The sequence below is a fragment of the Streptomyces ortus genome (genome assembly GCF_026341275.1).
Taxonomy (GTDB): Bacteria; Actinomycetota; Actinomycetes; order Streptomycetales; family Streptomycetaceae; genus Streptomyces; species Streptomyces ortus.
In genome coordinates this window covers 593,993-608,999 of the sequence record NZ_JAIFZO010000002.1, presented here as the reverse complement: position 1 = coordinate 608,999, position 15,007 = coordinate 593,993, and the positions used below count along the sequence as shown (strand labels likewise).

Here is a 15,007-nt window from a genome sequence, read left to right as displayed (position 1 = left end):
AAGATCCCCACTTCCTGCGAGCGGACGACCAGGTTCGAACTGGCGACCTCAACCTTGGCAAGGTTGCGCTCTACCAACTGAGCTACGTCCGCTTGTCGTTTCCGGTCGGCTCTCGCGTCCCGGCGACGTGTTGAACTCTAGCGGATACCGGGGCCAGCACAAAAACGCGTTTGCGCAGCGTGCTGCGGTACGCCCGGTCCAGGACACGGCCGAGGCACCCGCAGGTCACCCACCATAGACTCACCGTTGTGCACGACCTCCCAGCTCTCGCCCGCTTCGGCGGCCTCGTCGCGACCGGCCTCGTCGATGTCACCGCCGACCCCGCGGCACTCGACTCCAGTGGCTTCTGGGCCGTCAGCGCCGACTTCGAGGGCCGCGTGGTCTGCGCGCGTTTCGCGGACGTACGACGTGAGGTCGTACCGGCGCCGGTGCCGGGGCGGTGGACGGGCCCCGCGGCCGGCGACTGGACGTCATCGCTCGACCGCGCCGCGTATACGGCGGGTGTACGCCGCATACGCGAGCTCATCGCGGCGGGCGAGGTGTACCAGGCGAACCTCTGCCGGGTCCTGTCCGCGCCCCTCGCCCCCGGCGCCGACGTGGACGCGCTGACCGCCCTGCTGGCACGCGGCAACCCGGCGCCGTACGCCGGAACGATTCGCCTGCCGGGGCACGGGGTCGACATAGCCACCGCGTCCCCGGAACTGTTCCTGCGCCGTACCGGCCGTGTCGTCGAGTCGGGCCCGATCAAGGGCACCGGACGCACCGAGGCGGACCTCCTCGAAAAGGATCACGCGGAGAACGTGATGATCGTCGACCTGGTCCGCAACGACCTGGGCCGGGTGTGCGCCACGGGCAGCGTGACCGTGCCCGACCTGTGCGTCGTCGAGAAGCACCCGGGCCTTGTCCACCTCGTGTCCACCGTCCGCGGCGCACTGCGTGAGGACGTGGGCTGGCCGGAGCTGCTGGGCGCGGCCTTCCCGCCCGGATCCGTCACCGGCGCCCCCAAGTCCAGCGCCCTGCGGATCATCGGCGAACTGGAGACGGCTCCCCGCGGGCCCTACTGCGGCGGCATCGGCTGGGTCGACGCCGACCGCGGCACCGGCGAACTGGCCGTCGGGATCCGCACCTTCTGGATCGACCGGGACGAGGGTGTGCTGCGCTTCGGCTCCGGCGCGGGCATCACCTGGGGCTCGGACCCCCAGCGCGAGTGGGAGGAGACCGAACTGAAGGCCGCCCGGCTGCTCGCTGTAGCGTCGGGGGAGTACCCGGGGGCGTACGACGCGGGTGAGGCGGGTGGGCTCACGTCCGCGCGGGGCGCCGGGGTCGCCGACTGGAAGAGCACGCCAGGCCGGTGACTCGCCACGTTCCGGGTGTCCGGTGGTTCTGATCGTTCTCGTTGTTGTCGTGAGGTGAGGTTCAGTGAAGATCTGGCTCGATGGCGGGCTGCAGGACAGCGGGTCGGCCCGTGTCTCCGTGTTCGACCACGGGCTGACGGTGGGCGACGGCATCTTCGAGACGGTGAAGGCGACCGACGGGCGCACCTTCGCTCTCACCAGGCACCTCGACCGCCTGGCGCGCTCGGCGCGCGGCCTCGGACTGCCCGAACCCGACCGCGACGAGGTGCTGAGGGCCTGCGCGGCCGTCCTGGACGCCAATCCCATGCCGCTGGGCCGTCTGCGGATCACGTACACCGGCGGTCACGGGCCGCTCGGCTCGGACCGTGGGGAGCAGGGGCCGACCCTGGTCGTGGCGCTCGCGGAGTCCGGCCGCCGCCCCGACTCCACCGCCGTGATCACCGTCCCCTGGACCCGCAACGAGCGCGGCGCGCTGACCGGCCTCAAGACGACGTCGTACGCCGAGAACGTCGTCGCCCTCGCCCGCGCGCGTGAGCAGGGCGCGTCCGAGGCGCTGTTCGCGAACACGGTCGGGCAGCTCTGCGAGGGCACGGGGTCCAACGTCTTCGTGGTCCTCGACGGCGAGATCCACACTCCGCCCGTCGCCTCGGGCTGCCTCGCGGGCATCACCCGCGCCCTGACCGTGGAGTGGACCGGCGCCAAGGAGACCGACCTCCAGCTGGACGTCCTGGAGCGGGCCGAGGAGGTCTTCCTGACCTCGACGCTGCGCGATGTGCAGGCCGTGCACCGGGTCGACGGCCGCGAACTGCCGGGCGCGCCGGGCCCGGTGACCGCGAAGACCATGCGCGTCTTCGCCGAGCGGGCGGCCGACGACCTCGACCCCTGAGTCGATCCCGGAGTCGATCCCCGAGTCGATCCCCGAGTCGTTCCCTGAGCCGAACTCGATGGCGTGAGGGCGTCCGGGCGGGTACAACACCCCTGATGACCACCACTCTGCGGCCGACCGAGCCGCTTCAGCGCGACGCCGACGGGGCGCTCTCCCGGCACTACACGGTCTGTGTGAACAGCCGTCCCGTAGGAGCGGTACATCTGGCCACCGAGCCCGGTTCCGGACCGTCCGTCGCCCGGATCCGGGAACTGGGCATCGAGGAGCCGGACCGCGGTCGCGGCCGGGGCACGGTGGCCGCGCTCGCCGCGGAGGAGGTGCTACGGGGCTGGGGCTGCGGGCGGATCGAGGTGTCGGTACCCGCCGACGCGGCGCCGGCCCTGAGGCTCGCGACGGCCCTCGGTTACGTGGTCCGCAACCGCGCGATGGAGAAGCCGCTCGACGGCGCCCCTCCCGAACTGCCCGCCGGCCGCCGCGGACGCCCCATGACGGAGGCCGAGTTCGTACCCTGGCTGGCGCATGCCAAGGAGACGTACGCCCAGTCCTGGATCACCCGGGGGGTGCCCGAGGCCGAGGCCCTCGCCAAGTCCGACCGCGACCATGCAGCTCTGCTGCCGGAGGGGCTCGACAGTGAGGGCGTCGACCTCAGCGTCCTGGAGCACGAGGGGACTCGGGTGGGCATGCTGTGGCTGGCGCTGCGCGACGGCTGGGCGTTCGTCTACCGCGTCGAGTCGGACGAGGGGCATCGGGGCCGGGGGTACGGCCGCTCACTGATGCTCCTGGCGGAGGCGCAGGCGTTCGCCGCCGGACGCCCCGGTGTCCGCCTGAACGTCTTCGCCGGCAACACCCCGGCCGAGCGGCTCTACGAATCACTCGGCTACGCCACGACCACGTACCACCTCTACAAGGACCTGCTGTAGCCGCGGGGCTGCCGGGCCGGGGGCGCCGGTGACGGTGAATGTCAGGCGTCCCGCTCGGCCAGCAGCCGGTCCACGATCTCCTCGACGCGCTCGCGCAGCCCGTCCTGGCTCTTGCCGCCGTCCAGACGCTCACCGTCGATGACGTACGTCGGCGTGCCGGTCACGCCGATGGCCTTGCCCTCGGCCTGGTCGGCGTCGACGATCAGGATGTGCCGGCCGTCGATGAGGGCCGTGTCGAACTCCTCCGCGTCCAGGCCGAGCCCGCGGGCCACGTCGAGGAGAAGCGCCTCCCCGTCGCGGTCCAGCTCCGACACGCGCTCCAGCACAGCCTCGACGTACGGCCAGGCCTTGCCCTGTTCCGCGGCCTCCTCGGCGGCCTGGGCCGCCGCGAAGGCGTGCTTGTGCTTCTCCAGCGGAAAGTGCCGCAGCCGCAGCTCCAGCCGGTCGCCGTAGCGGGCACGCAGCCCGCGCAGGTCGTCGAGGGCGCTGCGGCAGTCCGGGCACTGGAGTTCGCACCAGATGTCCAGTACGGGGACGGCGGGGCGGGCGGGGGAGGAGTCGCTCATGGGCCCAGTCTCCCAGCCGGGACCGCCGTGTCCCAACCGGGACCTCCGGGCGCCCCCGGGTCCGGTCGGCACCGCGTGGGCACCGCGTGGGCACCGGCCGCGACGGGCCTCCGAGCTGCCCGTCGTCGACCGGCACCTGAGGAGGACCCGACCCGGAGATGTCCCTGAGGTCTCCCAGGACCATGGCATACCGGGCACGCGTCGGTGCAGGATGGAAGGGACGAAGCACCCCTGCCCGACACCGCCCGCCCTGCCTGGAGGACCGGATGATTGCCGAGACCGTCTGTTCCGCCGTCGCCGCGGCAGGCCTGGGCATCGCCGCGGTCACCGCCTACCGCAAACGTTTCCTCACCGCGGCCCGCCTCGCCGCGTACTCACTGGTCCCGCTAGGTCTGGTGATGACCGGGGTCGTCGAATGGGCGGCCGACACGGCCTTCAGCCCGACGGCCTGGGCCGGTTTCGGTGTGCTCGGGGCGGCCTGGCTGCTGTTCATGGCCACGCGCGCCGTGGAGCGGCGTACGGGCGGGACCCGCAAGGAGCGCAGGGCGGCCCGGGCCGCGCAGCGCGAGGCGGTGGCTCCGGCGGCCTCGGCTCCCTCACTGGGCCCGGCGGCGGCGCGCCCCGCGGCCCGTCCCGAGAGCAAGCCGCGCAAGGCCCCGGCGGGGGAGGACTTCAGCGACATCGAGGCCATCCTGAAAAAACACGGAATATGAAGAATCAACGGCACGACGACCGATCGCGGCAACCGCCCCACACCTGCGTTGGACCCGCCCAGGACCCGTCTATCCCAGATCGTGGAACACCGTGTCACGGATTTCGGCTAACTCCCCCATAATCCGGGCGTGTTGATCGCGTAGGGCGTCTCGGCTGAGTCATCATCGCGGCGAGATGCTGGACACAACCCAGAGCGACACCGTTGTTCCTCCCGAGGAGCGGCGGGGTTGTCTCTTCGCGCTTTCTCAGCCACCGCTGATGATCTTCCTTGCGGTGATCGGCTGTTTGCTGCTCATGGCTTCGCTGCACGATCTGCTGCTGCTCTGAGCCGTAAGCGGAGTCCCCGGCGTCACCCGCTGAGGACTCCGTCAGCCTGCCGCTTCCTTGCGCCGTGCCCGGTAGGCGGCGACATGCAGGCGGTTTCCGCAGGTGCGGCTGTCGCAGTAGCGACGGGAGCGGTTGCGGGAGAGGTCGACGAAGGCGTGTCGGCAGTCCGGTGCCTCACAGCGGCGCAGCCGTTCCTCTTCTCCGGCCACCACGAAGAACGCCAGCGCCATGCCGCAGTCCGCGGCGAGGTGGTCGGCGACGGATGCTCCGGGCGCGAAGTAGTGCACGTGCCAGTCGTAGCCGTCATGGTTCGTGAGGCGTGGGGTGGTGCCGGCGGCGGCGACCAGCTCGTTGATGAGCGAGGCGGCGGTACGGGCGTCCGGGGCGGCGAAGACCGCGGCGAAGCGTCCCCGGATCCGGCGCACCGCCGAGAGGTCGAGCTCGGACAAGGTCCCGACATCGCTCATGTTGTGTTTTCGCACGAAGTCGAGCAGCGCCGCGAGGTTCGCGAGTCCGTCCGGGGTGTCGTCCTCCGGTGCGGTGTTCACCAGATCGACCACGGTGTCGAGGGCGCACCGGGTGTCGTGGGTGATCAGCACGTTTCGCTCCCTGGCCTGAAGGTCGGGCGGACGCCCGCCGATGCTGGCCGATGCTAGCGGCTCCACCCCCCAAACGACCGCGCCCACCCACGCCCCCGAAAACCGACCCGCTCACCCCAGCCCAACGCCCACACCCCACCCAAGCCACACCCCGACCCACCCAGGGCTGCGGGGAACGGCGCAGTCGGTCGGGTCCGACGGCCACGGAGCGTCCGAGGTGCACCCCGGCCGACCTGGGGGCGCGGGGAACGGCGCAATCGCCCGGACCGGCGGCGGTCACGGAGCGTCCGAGGTGCAGCCCGACCCACCCGGGGGCGCGGGGAACGGCGCAGTCGGTCGGGTCCGACGGCCACGAACCGACCAAGGCCCACCCCGGCCGACCTGGGGGGGCGGGGAACGGCGCAATCGCCCCGGGCCGGCGGCGGTCACGGAGTGTCCAAGGTGCAGCCCGACCCACCCAGGGCCGCGGGGAACGGCGCAGTCGGTCGGGTCCGACGGCCACGAACCGACCAAGGCGCACCCCGACCGACCTGGGGGCGCGGGGAACGGCGCAATCGCCCCGGACCGGCGGCGGTCACGGAGCGTCCGAGGTGCAGCCCGACCCACCCAGGGGCGCGGGGAACGGCGCAGTCGGTTGGTCACAAGGCCGGCACCGCTCGACGCACAGACGCCGCCCCCGCGAACCCGCGGAGACGGCGTCTGTGTCATCCATATGCGGTTGTCTGAGCCCGAGCCGTCTCCCCGAGTGGACGGCGCCGGGCGGCTTGGTACGAAGCCTCGTCCTAGCTTTCGGCCAGGATGTGCGAGAGCTCCGTATCGAGATCGAAGTGCCGGTGTTCCGTGCCAGGAGGCACAGCGGCGTCGGTTCGTTTCAGGAATGACTCCAGGGCCCGCGCCGGGGCCTCCAGCAGAGCTTCGCCCTCCGGAGAGCTCAGGGCGATGCACACGACGCCCTGACCATGACTGCGGGACGGCCAGACTCGGACGTCGCCGGTACCGGTGGGCCGGTGCAGGCCCTCGGCGAGAAGGTCGCGGGCGAACACCCACTCGACAGTCTCCTCCGCTCCGGTGTGGAAGGTGGCGTGCACGGCGTAGGGATCGGCCGTGTCGTACCGCAGGCCTGCGGGGACAGGCAGGGAGGACTCGCTCGACACAACGAGGCGCAGGTGCAGCTCGCAGCTGACCGTGGTGTTCATAAGCGCCAGGGCCTTTCGCTCAGTGTGCGCTCGGGGATTCGCACGTCGGCGAAATCGACATGCCACCTACGGTGCCGTTGTAAACCCCTCTGAGTGTTTTGCGTGTCTTTAGGTACCTCATCCGGCCGAGTCCTCGTTCGCGTACTGCGACCATTCCGGTGACCGGTTTCCGTCCGGTAGGGTTTGGCCGTATGAATACGGGGAGTGACCGAACGGGGGAGGCCGCCGTGGCGGCCGACGAAACCAAGAGCGAGCCGGCGCTCGGATCCCGTGCGCCGCAATTCATCAAGGCGCGCCGCATGCTGCATCTGAGCTGGCAGGTGGGCGTGTTCGTCGTAGGTCTCGCGGTCGTCGTGGCCGGCGTGATCATGCTGCCTCTGCCCGGTCCGGGCTGGCTGGTGATCTTCGGCGGTATGGCGATCTGGGCGACCGAGTTCGTCTGGGCGCAGCTGGTGCTCCGCTGGACGAAACGCAAAGTCACCGAGGCCACACAGAAGGCTCTCGACCCGAAGGTCCGACGCCGCAACATCATCCTGACGACCGTCGGGCTGGTGATCATCGCGGTACTGGTCGGGGTGTACGTGTGGAAGTTCGGCGTCGAGATGCCGTGGAACATCAAGGAGTAGCGGCGGTTCACGCACGCACGGGGCGGTCGGGCGCATGCCCTGACATGGGGTAATCTTCTTCCTGCGCCCGGGCGATTAGCTCAGCGGGAGAGCGCTTCGTTCACACCGAAGAGGTCACTGGTTCGATCCCAGTATCGCCCACACTGCCGACAGGCGGCCTGGCCCACGAGTTCCGTGGACCAGGCCGCCTGTCGCCGTTCTGGACGACAGTCCGTCCAGCCGCAGGGCAGCCGCACCTCGCGGCCCGGTGTCGGCGAACGTCCAACGGTCGCGCGCGCCGACCACGCCTGATGCCCCGGAACGACTCCCACTTCCGGTGATCGCGAGACCCGTCCGACGACGCCAAGCCCCAGGGCCCGACCGAACGACCGCCCCGCCGCTCGGCGGCGCTGAGAGCGGTTCCGAGGCGGCCCCCGGCAGCCTGCCCCACATCGTCGAAGATGCGGCACCGAGCACGCGTCGCCCGCGCGACCCCCTCCCCACCTGCGGCCCCCGACGCCAAGCCGCCGCAAAGGCATTGCAGGGGCACCGCAGGCGCACCGCAGAGACACCGCAGCCGCACCGCAGACCCCCCGCGAAGGCATCGCAGACGACCGCGGCCCCCCACAAGCCCCCCACGAAGCCCCCGGCGAAGCCACCCCTCCGCGGCCATTTCGCCCCAATGACGCCCACCCGCCCCCAAGCCGCTTCACACCAATTCCTGTCCGAATCATTGACGCCCGCCGAGGGCCTCCGTACCTTGTGCCAGCAAGCGCTTACTTGAAACGATTCATGGCAGCGGACGACGGCGTCGCGAGGAGGCCCGACTGTGGGGATAAACGGGAGTGTCGAGAGGCGGACGGTCCTCAAGGCGGCCGGGGCGTCGCTCGCCACGGCGGGGCTCGCCGCGACCACCGGCTGCGGGGGAGACGGCGGCGGATCGGGCGACGGTACCGTCGAGATCCGCTTCGCCTGGTGGGGCGCCGAGGAGCGGGCCAAGCGCATCAACCAGTCCATCAAGCTCTTCGAGAAGAAGTACCCGAAGATCAAGGTGAAGACGGACTTCCAGGATTACGTGGCCTTTTGGGAGAAGTTCCAGACCCAGGCCGCAGGCGGAAATCCACCGGACGTATTCCAGAACGCGGTCGCATTCCTGCGGAAGTACGACAACAGAAGCGTTCTGCTCGACCTCAAGTCGCAAGTGGACGCCGGAAATCTGGACCTCAAGAACTTCCGTGCCGGGGTCGAGAAGGTCGGCGAAGTCGACGGAAAGCTGCTCGGCGTGCCCGTCGGCTCCAACACCATGTCACTCGTCATCGACGAGAAGGTCTTCAAAGCCGCCGGCGTGAAGGCCGAGCAGGGCTGGACCTGGGACGAGTACTTCGCCGCGCTCAAGAAGATCCATGACACCCAGAAGGTGGCGGGCGACAGCGGCTACTTCGGGATCATGTACCTCTACGACCTCTATCTGCGCCAGAACGGCAAGGCGTTCTTCACCGAGGACGGACTCGGCTTCGCGGAGACCGATCTGACGGAGTGGTGGCAGGACGGCTACAACCGGGTCAAGGCCGGCATCGTCACCGACCCGAAGAAGGTCGAGCAGCTGAAGCCCAAGTCGGCGCTGGCCTCAGGTGACGCGGCGTCCGAATTCACCTGGGACAACTTCACGGTGCGCTACGCCACGGAGGGCGACAGCGAGTACGGCCTGGCGCCGATCCCCACCACCGACGGCAAGGAGACCGGCCAGTATCTCGGCTCGCTCATGCTGAGCGGTTTCGCGCGGACCAAGCACCCCAAGGAAGTCGCCCAGTTCATCTCCTTCATGGTGCACGACCCCGAGGTCGGCAAGATCATGGGCTACGACCGGGGCATCCTCGCCACCACCGAGCAGTTCGAGGCGTACAAGCCGACCGACGCCCCCAACCTGGCGATCGCGAAGTACGAGGAGGACGTCGCCGAGGCCGGACTGCTGGGGACCATCACTCCGCACCCGGCGGGAGCCGACACCGTGGAAGCCGCGTTCCTGCGCGTCGCGGCCGACATGTCGACGGGCAAGACCAAGGTCTCCGACGCCGTCAAGCAGTTCTTCTCCGAGGCGAAGACCGCCCTCGCCACCTGATGGGAACAGCAGTGACGACGCTCATCAAGGACTCTCCGCCGGATGCCCCGGAGAAGCGTCCCGGCGGCCCCGTCGCCGTGCGGCGGCGGGGCCGCCGGGAGAACCTGGCCGGCTATCTCTTCATGTCCCCCTGGATCGCGGGCTTTCTGCTGCTGACCGCGGGGCCCATGGCCGCATCGCTCTACTTCGCGTTCACCGACTACAACCTCTTCGACTCCCCGAAGTGGATCGGCTTCGACAACTTCAGCAGGATGCTCGACGACCCCCGGTGGCAGAAGTCGGTCGAGGTGACGGCGAAGTACGTCGTCATCGGTACCCCGCTGAAACTGCTGCTCGCGCTCGGGGTGGCCCTGCTGCTCGCCCAGAGCCGCCGCGGACAGGCCTTCTACCGGGCCGCGTTCTACGCCCCCTCGCTGATCGGCGCGAGCGTGTCCATCGGCTTCGTGTGGCGCGCGCTGTTCTCCGACGACGCCGCCGTGGACCGTACGCAGTCGTTCTTCGGGGTCGACGTCGGGGGCTGGGTCGGCAACCCGGACTGGGTGCTCTACAGCCTGGTGGCACTCACCGTCTGGCAGTTCGGCGCCCCCATGGTCATCTTCCTCGCCGGTCTGAAGCAGGTGCCCAAAGAGCTGTACGAGGCGGCCGAGGTCGACGGCGCCGGACCGTTCAAGCGGTTCTGGAGCATCACCCTGCCGATGATTTCCCCGGTGCTGTTCTTCAACGTGCTGCTGGAGACCATCCACTCGTTCCAGATCTTCGGCTCCGCGTACGTCGTCTCCAACGCCACCTGCGGGCCGGCCGACTCCACGCTCGTCTACACCTGTTACCTGTACCAGAAGGGCTTCAAGGAGGCCCAGATGGGCTTCGCCTCGGCGATGGCCTGGATGCTGCTGCTCGCCGTCGCCCTGGTGACGGTCGTCCTCTTCTGGTCCCAGAAGCGATGGGTGCACTACGAGGAGGCCTCCCGATGAGCACCACCACCCCCACGACCACTGGCGCAAGCGCGAGTACGGGTACCCGTACGAACGCCGCCCCGCCGCGCAAGTCCCTGCCACTCGGGCGGAAGAGCACCGGGTCGCTCGCCTGGCACATCGGCGCCCTGCTCGTCCTCGCGGTCGTCCTTTACCCCGTCGTCTGGGTCATCGGCGCCTCGTTCAAGCCCAGCCGGGAGATCATCGGCAGTCTGCAGCTCTTCCCGACCAGCCCGATCCTGCAGAACTTCAAGGGGCTGGCCGACGGCATCGCGGACATCTCGATCGCCACGTTCTTCCAGAACTCCCTCTTCTACGCGCTCGGCTCCGTCGTCGGCATCCTGGTCTCCTGCTCGCTGACGGCGTACGCGTTCGCCCGCATCCGGTTCGCCGGGCGCAACCTGATGTTCTCGCTGATGATCGGCACGCTGCTGCTGCCGTACCACGTACTGCTGATCCCGCAGTACGTGATGTTCCAGAAGATGGAGCTCATCAACACGTACGTGCCGCTGCTGCTCGGCAAGTTCCTGGCCACCGAGGCGTTCTTCGTCTTCCTCATGGTGCAGTTCATGCGCAACCTGCCCAGGGAACTGGACGAGGCGGCACGGCTCGACGGCTGCGGGCATCTGCGGATCTACTGGTCGATCGTGCTGCCGCTGTGCAGGCCGGCGCTCATCACCAGCGCGATCTTCACCTTCATCAACGCCTGGAACGACTTCATGGGCCCGCTGATCTATCTCAACGAGCCCGCCAAGTACACCGTCTCCCTCGGCATGATGATGTTCCGCGACCAGGAGGGCGTCGCCAACTACGGCGGCATGATCGCCATGTCGCTGGTGGCCCTGCTGCCCGTACTGGCCTTCTTCCTCGCCTTCCAGCGCTACCTCATCGACGGCATGGCGACCTCCGGTCTGAAGGGCTGAACAGGTCATGACCCAGACGCGCACGACCGCCCGTAAGGCCACCGTCACGCGGCGGGAGTCCGCCTTCGCCGAGCGGTTCGCGCTCTTCGCCGAGTGTCTGCTCACGGGGGTGTGGATCGCGGTGGCCTCGCTGCCCCTGGTCACTTGTCCGGCGGCGTTCGCCGCCGGGTCACGGCATCTGCGACGGCGTACGGGCCACGAGGCGGGCGGCTGGCGGGAGTTCGTCGCGGACTTCCGCCTGGCCGTGCGCGGCGGGTGGGCCGCCGGGCTCGCGGGATGGGCCGCCGCCCTCGCGGTGTGGGTAGACGTCCAGGCCGTGCGCGCGGGGATTCCCGGCGGCCCGTTCGTCGGGGCCGTGGGGCTGTTCGCGCTGATCGGGCTGGCCGTCGCCGGGCTGCGCGCGGCGGCCGTCTGGGAGCCCGGCGCCCGGTGGCGCGAGCTGCTCGGCGCCGCCGGACGCCGTACGGTCCTGGACCCCGCCGGGTCCTTCCTGCTCGTCGGAGGACTGGCCGTCGTGGCCGTCTCCGGCTGGTTCGTGCCGCCGCTGGCGATCCCCGTCCTGGGGGCCGTCGCCGCGGCGGCCCTCGCCGTGGAGGAACGCGGCCGGCGCCGCTGACCGAACAGTTCGCCGGCACCCGCCACGCGCGCGTGCACGGACACAGGGCCGGCGCGGGGCGCCGAGCCCTTGTCTGTCATGCACCTGACTACCTCCCTGATCGCCATCCTGACCACCTCGCAAGGAAAGGAAAGGCCATGTCCCCCATCCCCCGCAGGTCCCTCCTCAGAGCGGCTGCCGTCGCCGGAGCCGCCACCCAGTTCAGCTGGGCCCTGGGCGCACAGGACGCCCGGGCCGCGCAGACCACCCCGGGAGCAAAGGCCGCCGACGCGGACCCGGTGCCCCTGGACTGGCTGGAGGACGGCGGCCTCGGCGCGGCGCCCGGCTCGACCGTGGGCGTGCCCTGGCCCAAAGGCACGTACGACAAGGACCAGACGTTCGCGCTCACCGACGCCGACGGCAAGGCCGTGCCCGTCCAGTCCTGGCCGATCGGCTACTGGCCCGACGGCTCCCTGAAGTGGACCGCGCACGCGGTCGGTCCGGGGGCGGGCAGCGGAAAGCTCACCCTCGACGCGGGTCCGCCCGCCGCCCCGCAGAAGGAGGTCACGGTCGGCAGGAGCGGCGGCACCCTCACCGTCTCGACCGGGGTCATCACCGCGAAGCTCGGCAGGAGCGGTTCCGCCCTCGTCAAGTCCGTCGTCCGCGGCTCGACGGAGATCGCCAGGGACGGCCGTCTCGTGCTGCTGCGCCAGCCCGAGATCGAGGACGGCGACCAGGGCGCCGAGAAGTACGAGCGCTTCGAGAGCGTCATCGCGGAGGCCGAGGTCGAGCAGGACGGACCGGTCCGGGCCGTGGTCCGTATCGACGGCAAGCACCGCAAGGGCGGCCGGAGCTGGCTGCCCTTCTCGGTGCGCCTCTACTTCTACGCGGGCGGCGAGTCGTTCCGCATGGTCCACACGATCACCTTCGATGGCACCCAGGAGCCCGGAAAGGCGAGCGGCGACTTCATCCGCGGCATCGGCGTGCGCTTCAAGGTGCCGATGCGCGACGCCGCGTACGACCGGCACATCCGGATCGGCGGGGAGGGGACCGGGCTGCTGCGCGAGGCGGTCAAGGGCATCACCGGGCTCCGCCGGGACCCGGGCGCGGCCATCCGCACGGCCCAGTTCGAGGGGCAGAAGCTGCCCGATCCGGCGACCTGGGACCAGCGGGTGACCACCCGGCTCCAGTACATCCCCGAGTGGGGCGACTACACCCTCTCGCAGTTGTCGGCGGACGGCTTCGGCGTGCGCAAGCGCACCAAGAAGGGCCACGGCTGGATCTCCGCGGGCGGGGGCCGGCGGGCCAGCGGCTTCGGCTACGTGGGCGGGGCCAGTGGCGGACTCGCCTTCGGGCTGCGGGACTTCTGGGAGAAGTTCCCCGCCCAGCTCGACATCCGCGACGCGCAGACCGACGAGGCCGAGGTCACCCTGTGGCTCTGGTCGCCCGAGTCACCACCCATGGACCTGCGCTTCTACCACGACGGCATGGGCCAGGACACGTACCCCGAGCAGCTCGAAGGCCTCAACATCACCTACGAGGACTACGAGCCCGGCTTCGGCACCCCCTACGGGATCGCCCGTACCAGCGAACTCCTCTTCTGGGCCCACGAGTCGACGCCGAGCGCCGCGGCGATGGCGCAGCAGGTGGCCGCCGTACGCAAGCCGGCGCAGCTCGCCGCTCCGCCCCGGCAGCTCGTCGAGGCAGGTGTCTTCGGCCGGCTGTTCGCCGAGCCGGACCGCTCCACCGCCGCCAAGGCGAAGATCGAGGACCATCTCGACTTCCTCTTCACCTACTACCAGGACCAGGTGGAGATGCGCAGGTGGTACGGCTTCTGGGACTACGGCGACATCATGCACACGTACGACCCGAGCCGGCACCAGTGGTGCTACGACGTCGGCGGCTACGCCTGGGACAACTCCGAACTGTCGCCCGACCTGTGGCTCTGGTTCGCCTACATGCGCTCCGGGCGCGCCGACATCTTCCGGTTCGCGGAGGCCATGACGCGGCACACCGGCGAGGTCGACGTCTACCACCTGGGCACATGGGCGGGCCTCGGCACACGGCACGGCGTGCAGCACTACGCCGACAGCGCCAAGCAGCAGCGCATCGCCAACACGACGTACCGGCGCTACTACTACTTCCTCACCGGGGACGAACGCGTCGGCGACCTGATGCACGCCAACGTCGACTCCGACGAGACGTTCCTCGTGCTCGACCCGATCCGCAAGATCCGCACCGAGCCGTACGAGCCGGACCGCAACGCCCTCTCCATCGGCTTCGGCACCGACTGGAGCGGGCTCGTGTCGGCGTGGCTCACCGAATGGGAGCGGCGCGGGCCGAAGTGGGAGAAGGCGCGGGCGCGGGTGCTGTCCACGATGGAGACCATCGCCGCGCAGCCGAACGGGTTCGTCCAGGGCAGTGCGCTGTACGACCTGGACACCGGGAAGTTCGCCGTCGCGGACTCCGCCGTGGTGGGGGTGTCGCACCTGTCCGCGATGTTCGGGCTCGTCGAGCTGAACGCCGAACTGCTCGACCAGATCGACATGCCGCGGTTCAAGGAGGCGTGGCTCGACTACTGCCGGTACTTCAACGCGACCAAGGCCGAGCAGAAGGCCCGTTACGGCTCCGACTTCGGGTCGCTGCTGCTGTTCCAGGGGCACTCGCGGCAGGACGCGTACGCGGCGGTGGAGCTGGGGGACGACGCGCTGGCCGCGCGGGCGTGGCGGCAGTTCTACAACAGTGCCGACACGTGGGACTACAAGGAGTCGACCGACTGGTCCACGAAGGAGGTGGCGGGGCCGGTGGGGCTCGTCGCCGGCAGCGAGGCGTCCTGGGTGTCGACGAACACGACCGCGTTGTACGGGTTGGCGGCGATCCAGAATCTTGCACTGATCGGCAACAAGATGCCGTGACGCTGCCGCTGGGTGGGGGAAGGCGGCGCCGGTCCGCCACGGCGCCTTCCGGAGGGCGCGGGGAACAGCGCGGCCGGCCACGGCGTGGGTGCAGTGGCTGATATGCGCCCGCCCTGGCGCTTTTAGGGGCGCGGGGAACTGCGCGATCAGCCACGGCGTGGGTGCAGTGGCCGACATGCGCCCGCCCTGACGCCCTTCAGGGGCGCGGGGAACTGCGCGGCCAGCTACGGCGTGGGTGCAGTGGTGTACGGCCTGTAGTACACCGCCGTTCGTTGCGCCCCGTGGCCCTCCAGGGCAGGCGGGTTATTTGCGTGCG

Annotated in this window: 14 protein-coding genes and 2 tRNA genes; 12 read left to right on the top strand and 4 right to left on the bottom strand. The window is 70.0% G+C overall.

Going from position 1 to position 15,007, the window contains the following annotated elements:
* Positions 1 to 19 precede the first annotated feature (19 nt).
* Positions 20 to 92: transfer RNA gene (locus K3769_RS05910), tRNA-Gly, on the bottom strand.
* Between the two features lie 156 nt (positions 93 to 248).
* Between K3769_RS05910 and K3769_RS05905 the strand changes: the two genes are divergently transcribed.
* The 3 genes from K3769_RS05905 to K3769_RS05895 all read left to right on the top strand — a co-directional run bounded on the left by K3769_RS05905 (position 249) and on the right by K3769_RS05895 (position 3,161).
* Positions 249 to 1,355, top strand: coding sequence for a chorismate-binding protein (locus tag K3769_RS05905; protein ID WP_267025394.1), 1,107 nt, complete (start codon positions 249 to 251; stop codon positions 1,353 to 1,355).
* A gap of 64 nt (positions 1,356 to 1,419) precedes the next feature.
* The gene (locus tag K3769_RS05900; RefSeq protein ID WP_267025393.1) at positions 1,420 to 2,241 is read left to right on the top strand and encodes an aminotransferase class IV; all 822 of its coding nucleotides are present in this window, start codon (positions 1,420 to 1,422) and stop codon (positions 2,239 to 2,241) included.
* A 95-nt stretch (positions 2,242 to 2,336) separates the two neighbouring features.
* On the top strand, positions 2,337 to 3,161 hold the full coding sequence (locus K3769_RS05895) for a GNAT family N-acetyltransferase (RefSeq protein WP_267025392.1): 825 nt from the start codon (positions 2,337 to 2,339) through the stop codon (positions 3,159 to 3,161).
* A gap of 41 nt (positions 3,162 to 3,202) precedes the next feature.
* On the opposite strand, the gene K3769_RS05890 is transcribed toward K3769_RS05895, so the two are convergent.
* Positions 3,203 to 3,727 (bottom strand): DsbA family protein, encoded by a 525-nt coding sequence (locus K3769_RS05890; protein ID WP_267025391.1) that lies wholly within the window; start codon positions 3,725 to 3,727, stop codon positions 3,203 to 3,205.
* A gap of 266 nt (positions 3,728 to 3,993) precedes the next feature.
* Here K3769_RS05890 and K3769_RS05885 point away from each other — a divergent pair, with 266 nt between their 5' ends.
* Both K3769_RS05885 and K3769_RS05880 read left to right on the top strand, forming a co-directional pair.
* On the top strand, positions 3,994 to 4,440 hold the full coding sequence (locus K3769_RS05885; RefSeq protein WP_267025390.1) for a hypothetical protein: 447 nt from the start codon (positions 3,994 to 3,996) through the stop codon (positions 4,438 to 4,440).
* Between the two features lie 175 nt (positions 4,441 to 4,615).
* The gene (locus tag K3769_RS05880) at positions 4,616 to 4,768 is read left to right on the top strand and encodes a hypothetical protein (RefSeq protein ID WP_189772695.1); all 153 of its coding nucleotides are present in this window, start codon (positions 4,616 to 4,618) and stop codon (positions 4,766 to 4,768) included.
* A 41-nt stretch (positions 4,769 to 4,809) separates the two neighbouring features.
* On the opposite strand, the gene K3769_RS05875 is transcribed toward K3769_RS05880, so the two are convergent.
* Both K3769_RS05875 and K3769_RS05870 read right to left on the bottom strand, forming a co-directional pair.
* Positions 4,810 to 5,367: a CGNR zinc finger domain-containing protein gene (locus K3769_RS05875; RefSeq protein WP_107019721.1), complete on the bottom strand. Its 558-nt coding sequence runs from the start codon at positions 5,365 to 5,367 to the stop codon at positions 4,810 to 4,812.
* 782 nt (positions 5,368 to 6,149) lie between these two features.
* A complete protein-coding gene (locus K3769_RS05870) occupies positions 6,150 to 6,563 on the bottom strand; it encodes an SsgA family sporulation/cell division regulator (protein WP_003959770.1) in 414 nt (137 codons plus the stop codon).
* Positions 6,564 to 6,754: 191 nt separating this feature from the next.
* Between K3769_RS05870 and K3769_RS05865 the strand changes: the two genes are divergently transcribed.
* The 7 genes from K3769_RS05865 (at position 6,755) to K3769_RS05835 (ending at position 14,691) form a co-directional block, all read left to right on the top strand.
* Positions 6,755 to 7,189, top strand: coding sequence for a TIGR02611 family protein (locus K3769_RS05865; protein ID WP_267025389.1), 435 nt, complete (start codon positions 6,755 to 6,757; stop codon positions 7,187 to 7,189).
* A 69-nt stretch (positions 7,190 to 7,258) separates the two neighbouring features.
* Positions 7,259 to 7,330 (top strand) — tRNA-Val (locus K3769_RS05860).
* Between the two features lie 667 nt (positions 7,331 to 7,997).
* Positions 7,998 to 9,287 (top strand): ABC transporter substrate-binding protein, encoded by a 1,290-nt coding sequence (locus tag K3769_RS05855; protein WP_267025388.1) that lies wholly within the window; start codon positions 7,998 to 8,000, stop codon positions 9,285 to 9,287.
* Positions 9,287 to 10,258 carry a carbohydrate ABC transporter permease gene (locus K3769_RS05850; RefSeq protein WP_267025387.1) on the top strand — a complete coding sequence of 324 codons (972 nt, stop codon included), beginning with the start codon at positions 9,287 to 9,289 and terminating at the stop codon, positions 10,256 to 10,258. Before K3769_RS05855 ends, K3769_RS05850 begins: the two co-directional genes overlap by 1 nt.
* Positions 10,255 to 11,181, top strand: a complete 927-nt coding sequence (locus K3769_RS05845; protein ID WP_372514867.1) for a carbohydrate ABC transporter permease — start codon at positions 10,255 to 10,257, stop codon at positions 11,179 to 11,181. The genes K3769_RS05850 and K3769_RS05845 overlap by 4 nt, the downstream gene beginning before the upstream one ends.
* Positions 11,182 to 11,188: 7 nt before the next feature.
* The gene (locus K3769_RS05840; RefSeq protein WP_267025385.1) at positions 11,189 to 11,797 is read left to right on the top strand and encodes a hypothetical protein; all 609 of its coding nucleotides are present in this window, start codon (positions 11,189 to 11,191) and stop codon (positions 11,795 to 11,797) included.
* Positions 11,798 to 11,934: 137 nt separating this feature from the next.
* Entirely contained in the window at positions 11,935 to 14,691 is a 2,757-nt protein-coding gene (locus K3769_RS05835; RefSeq protein ID WP_267025384.1) for an exo-rhamnogalacturonan lyase family protein, read from the top strand.
* Positions 14,692 to 15,007 lie beyond the last annotated feature (316 nt).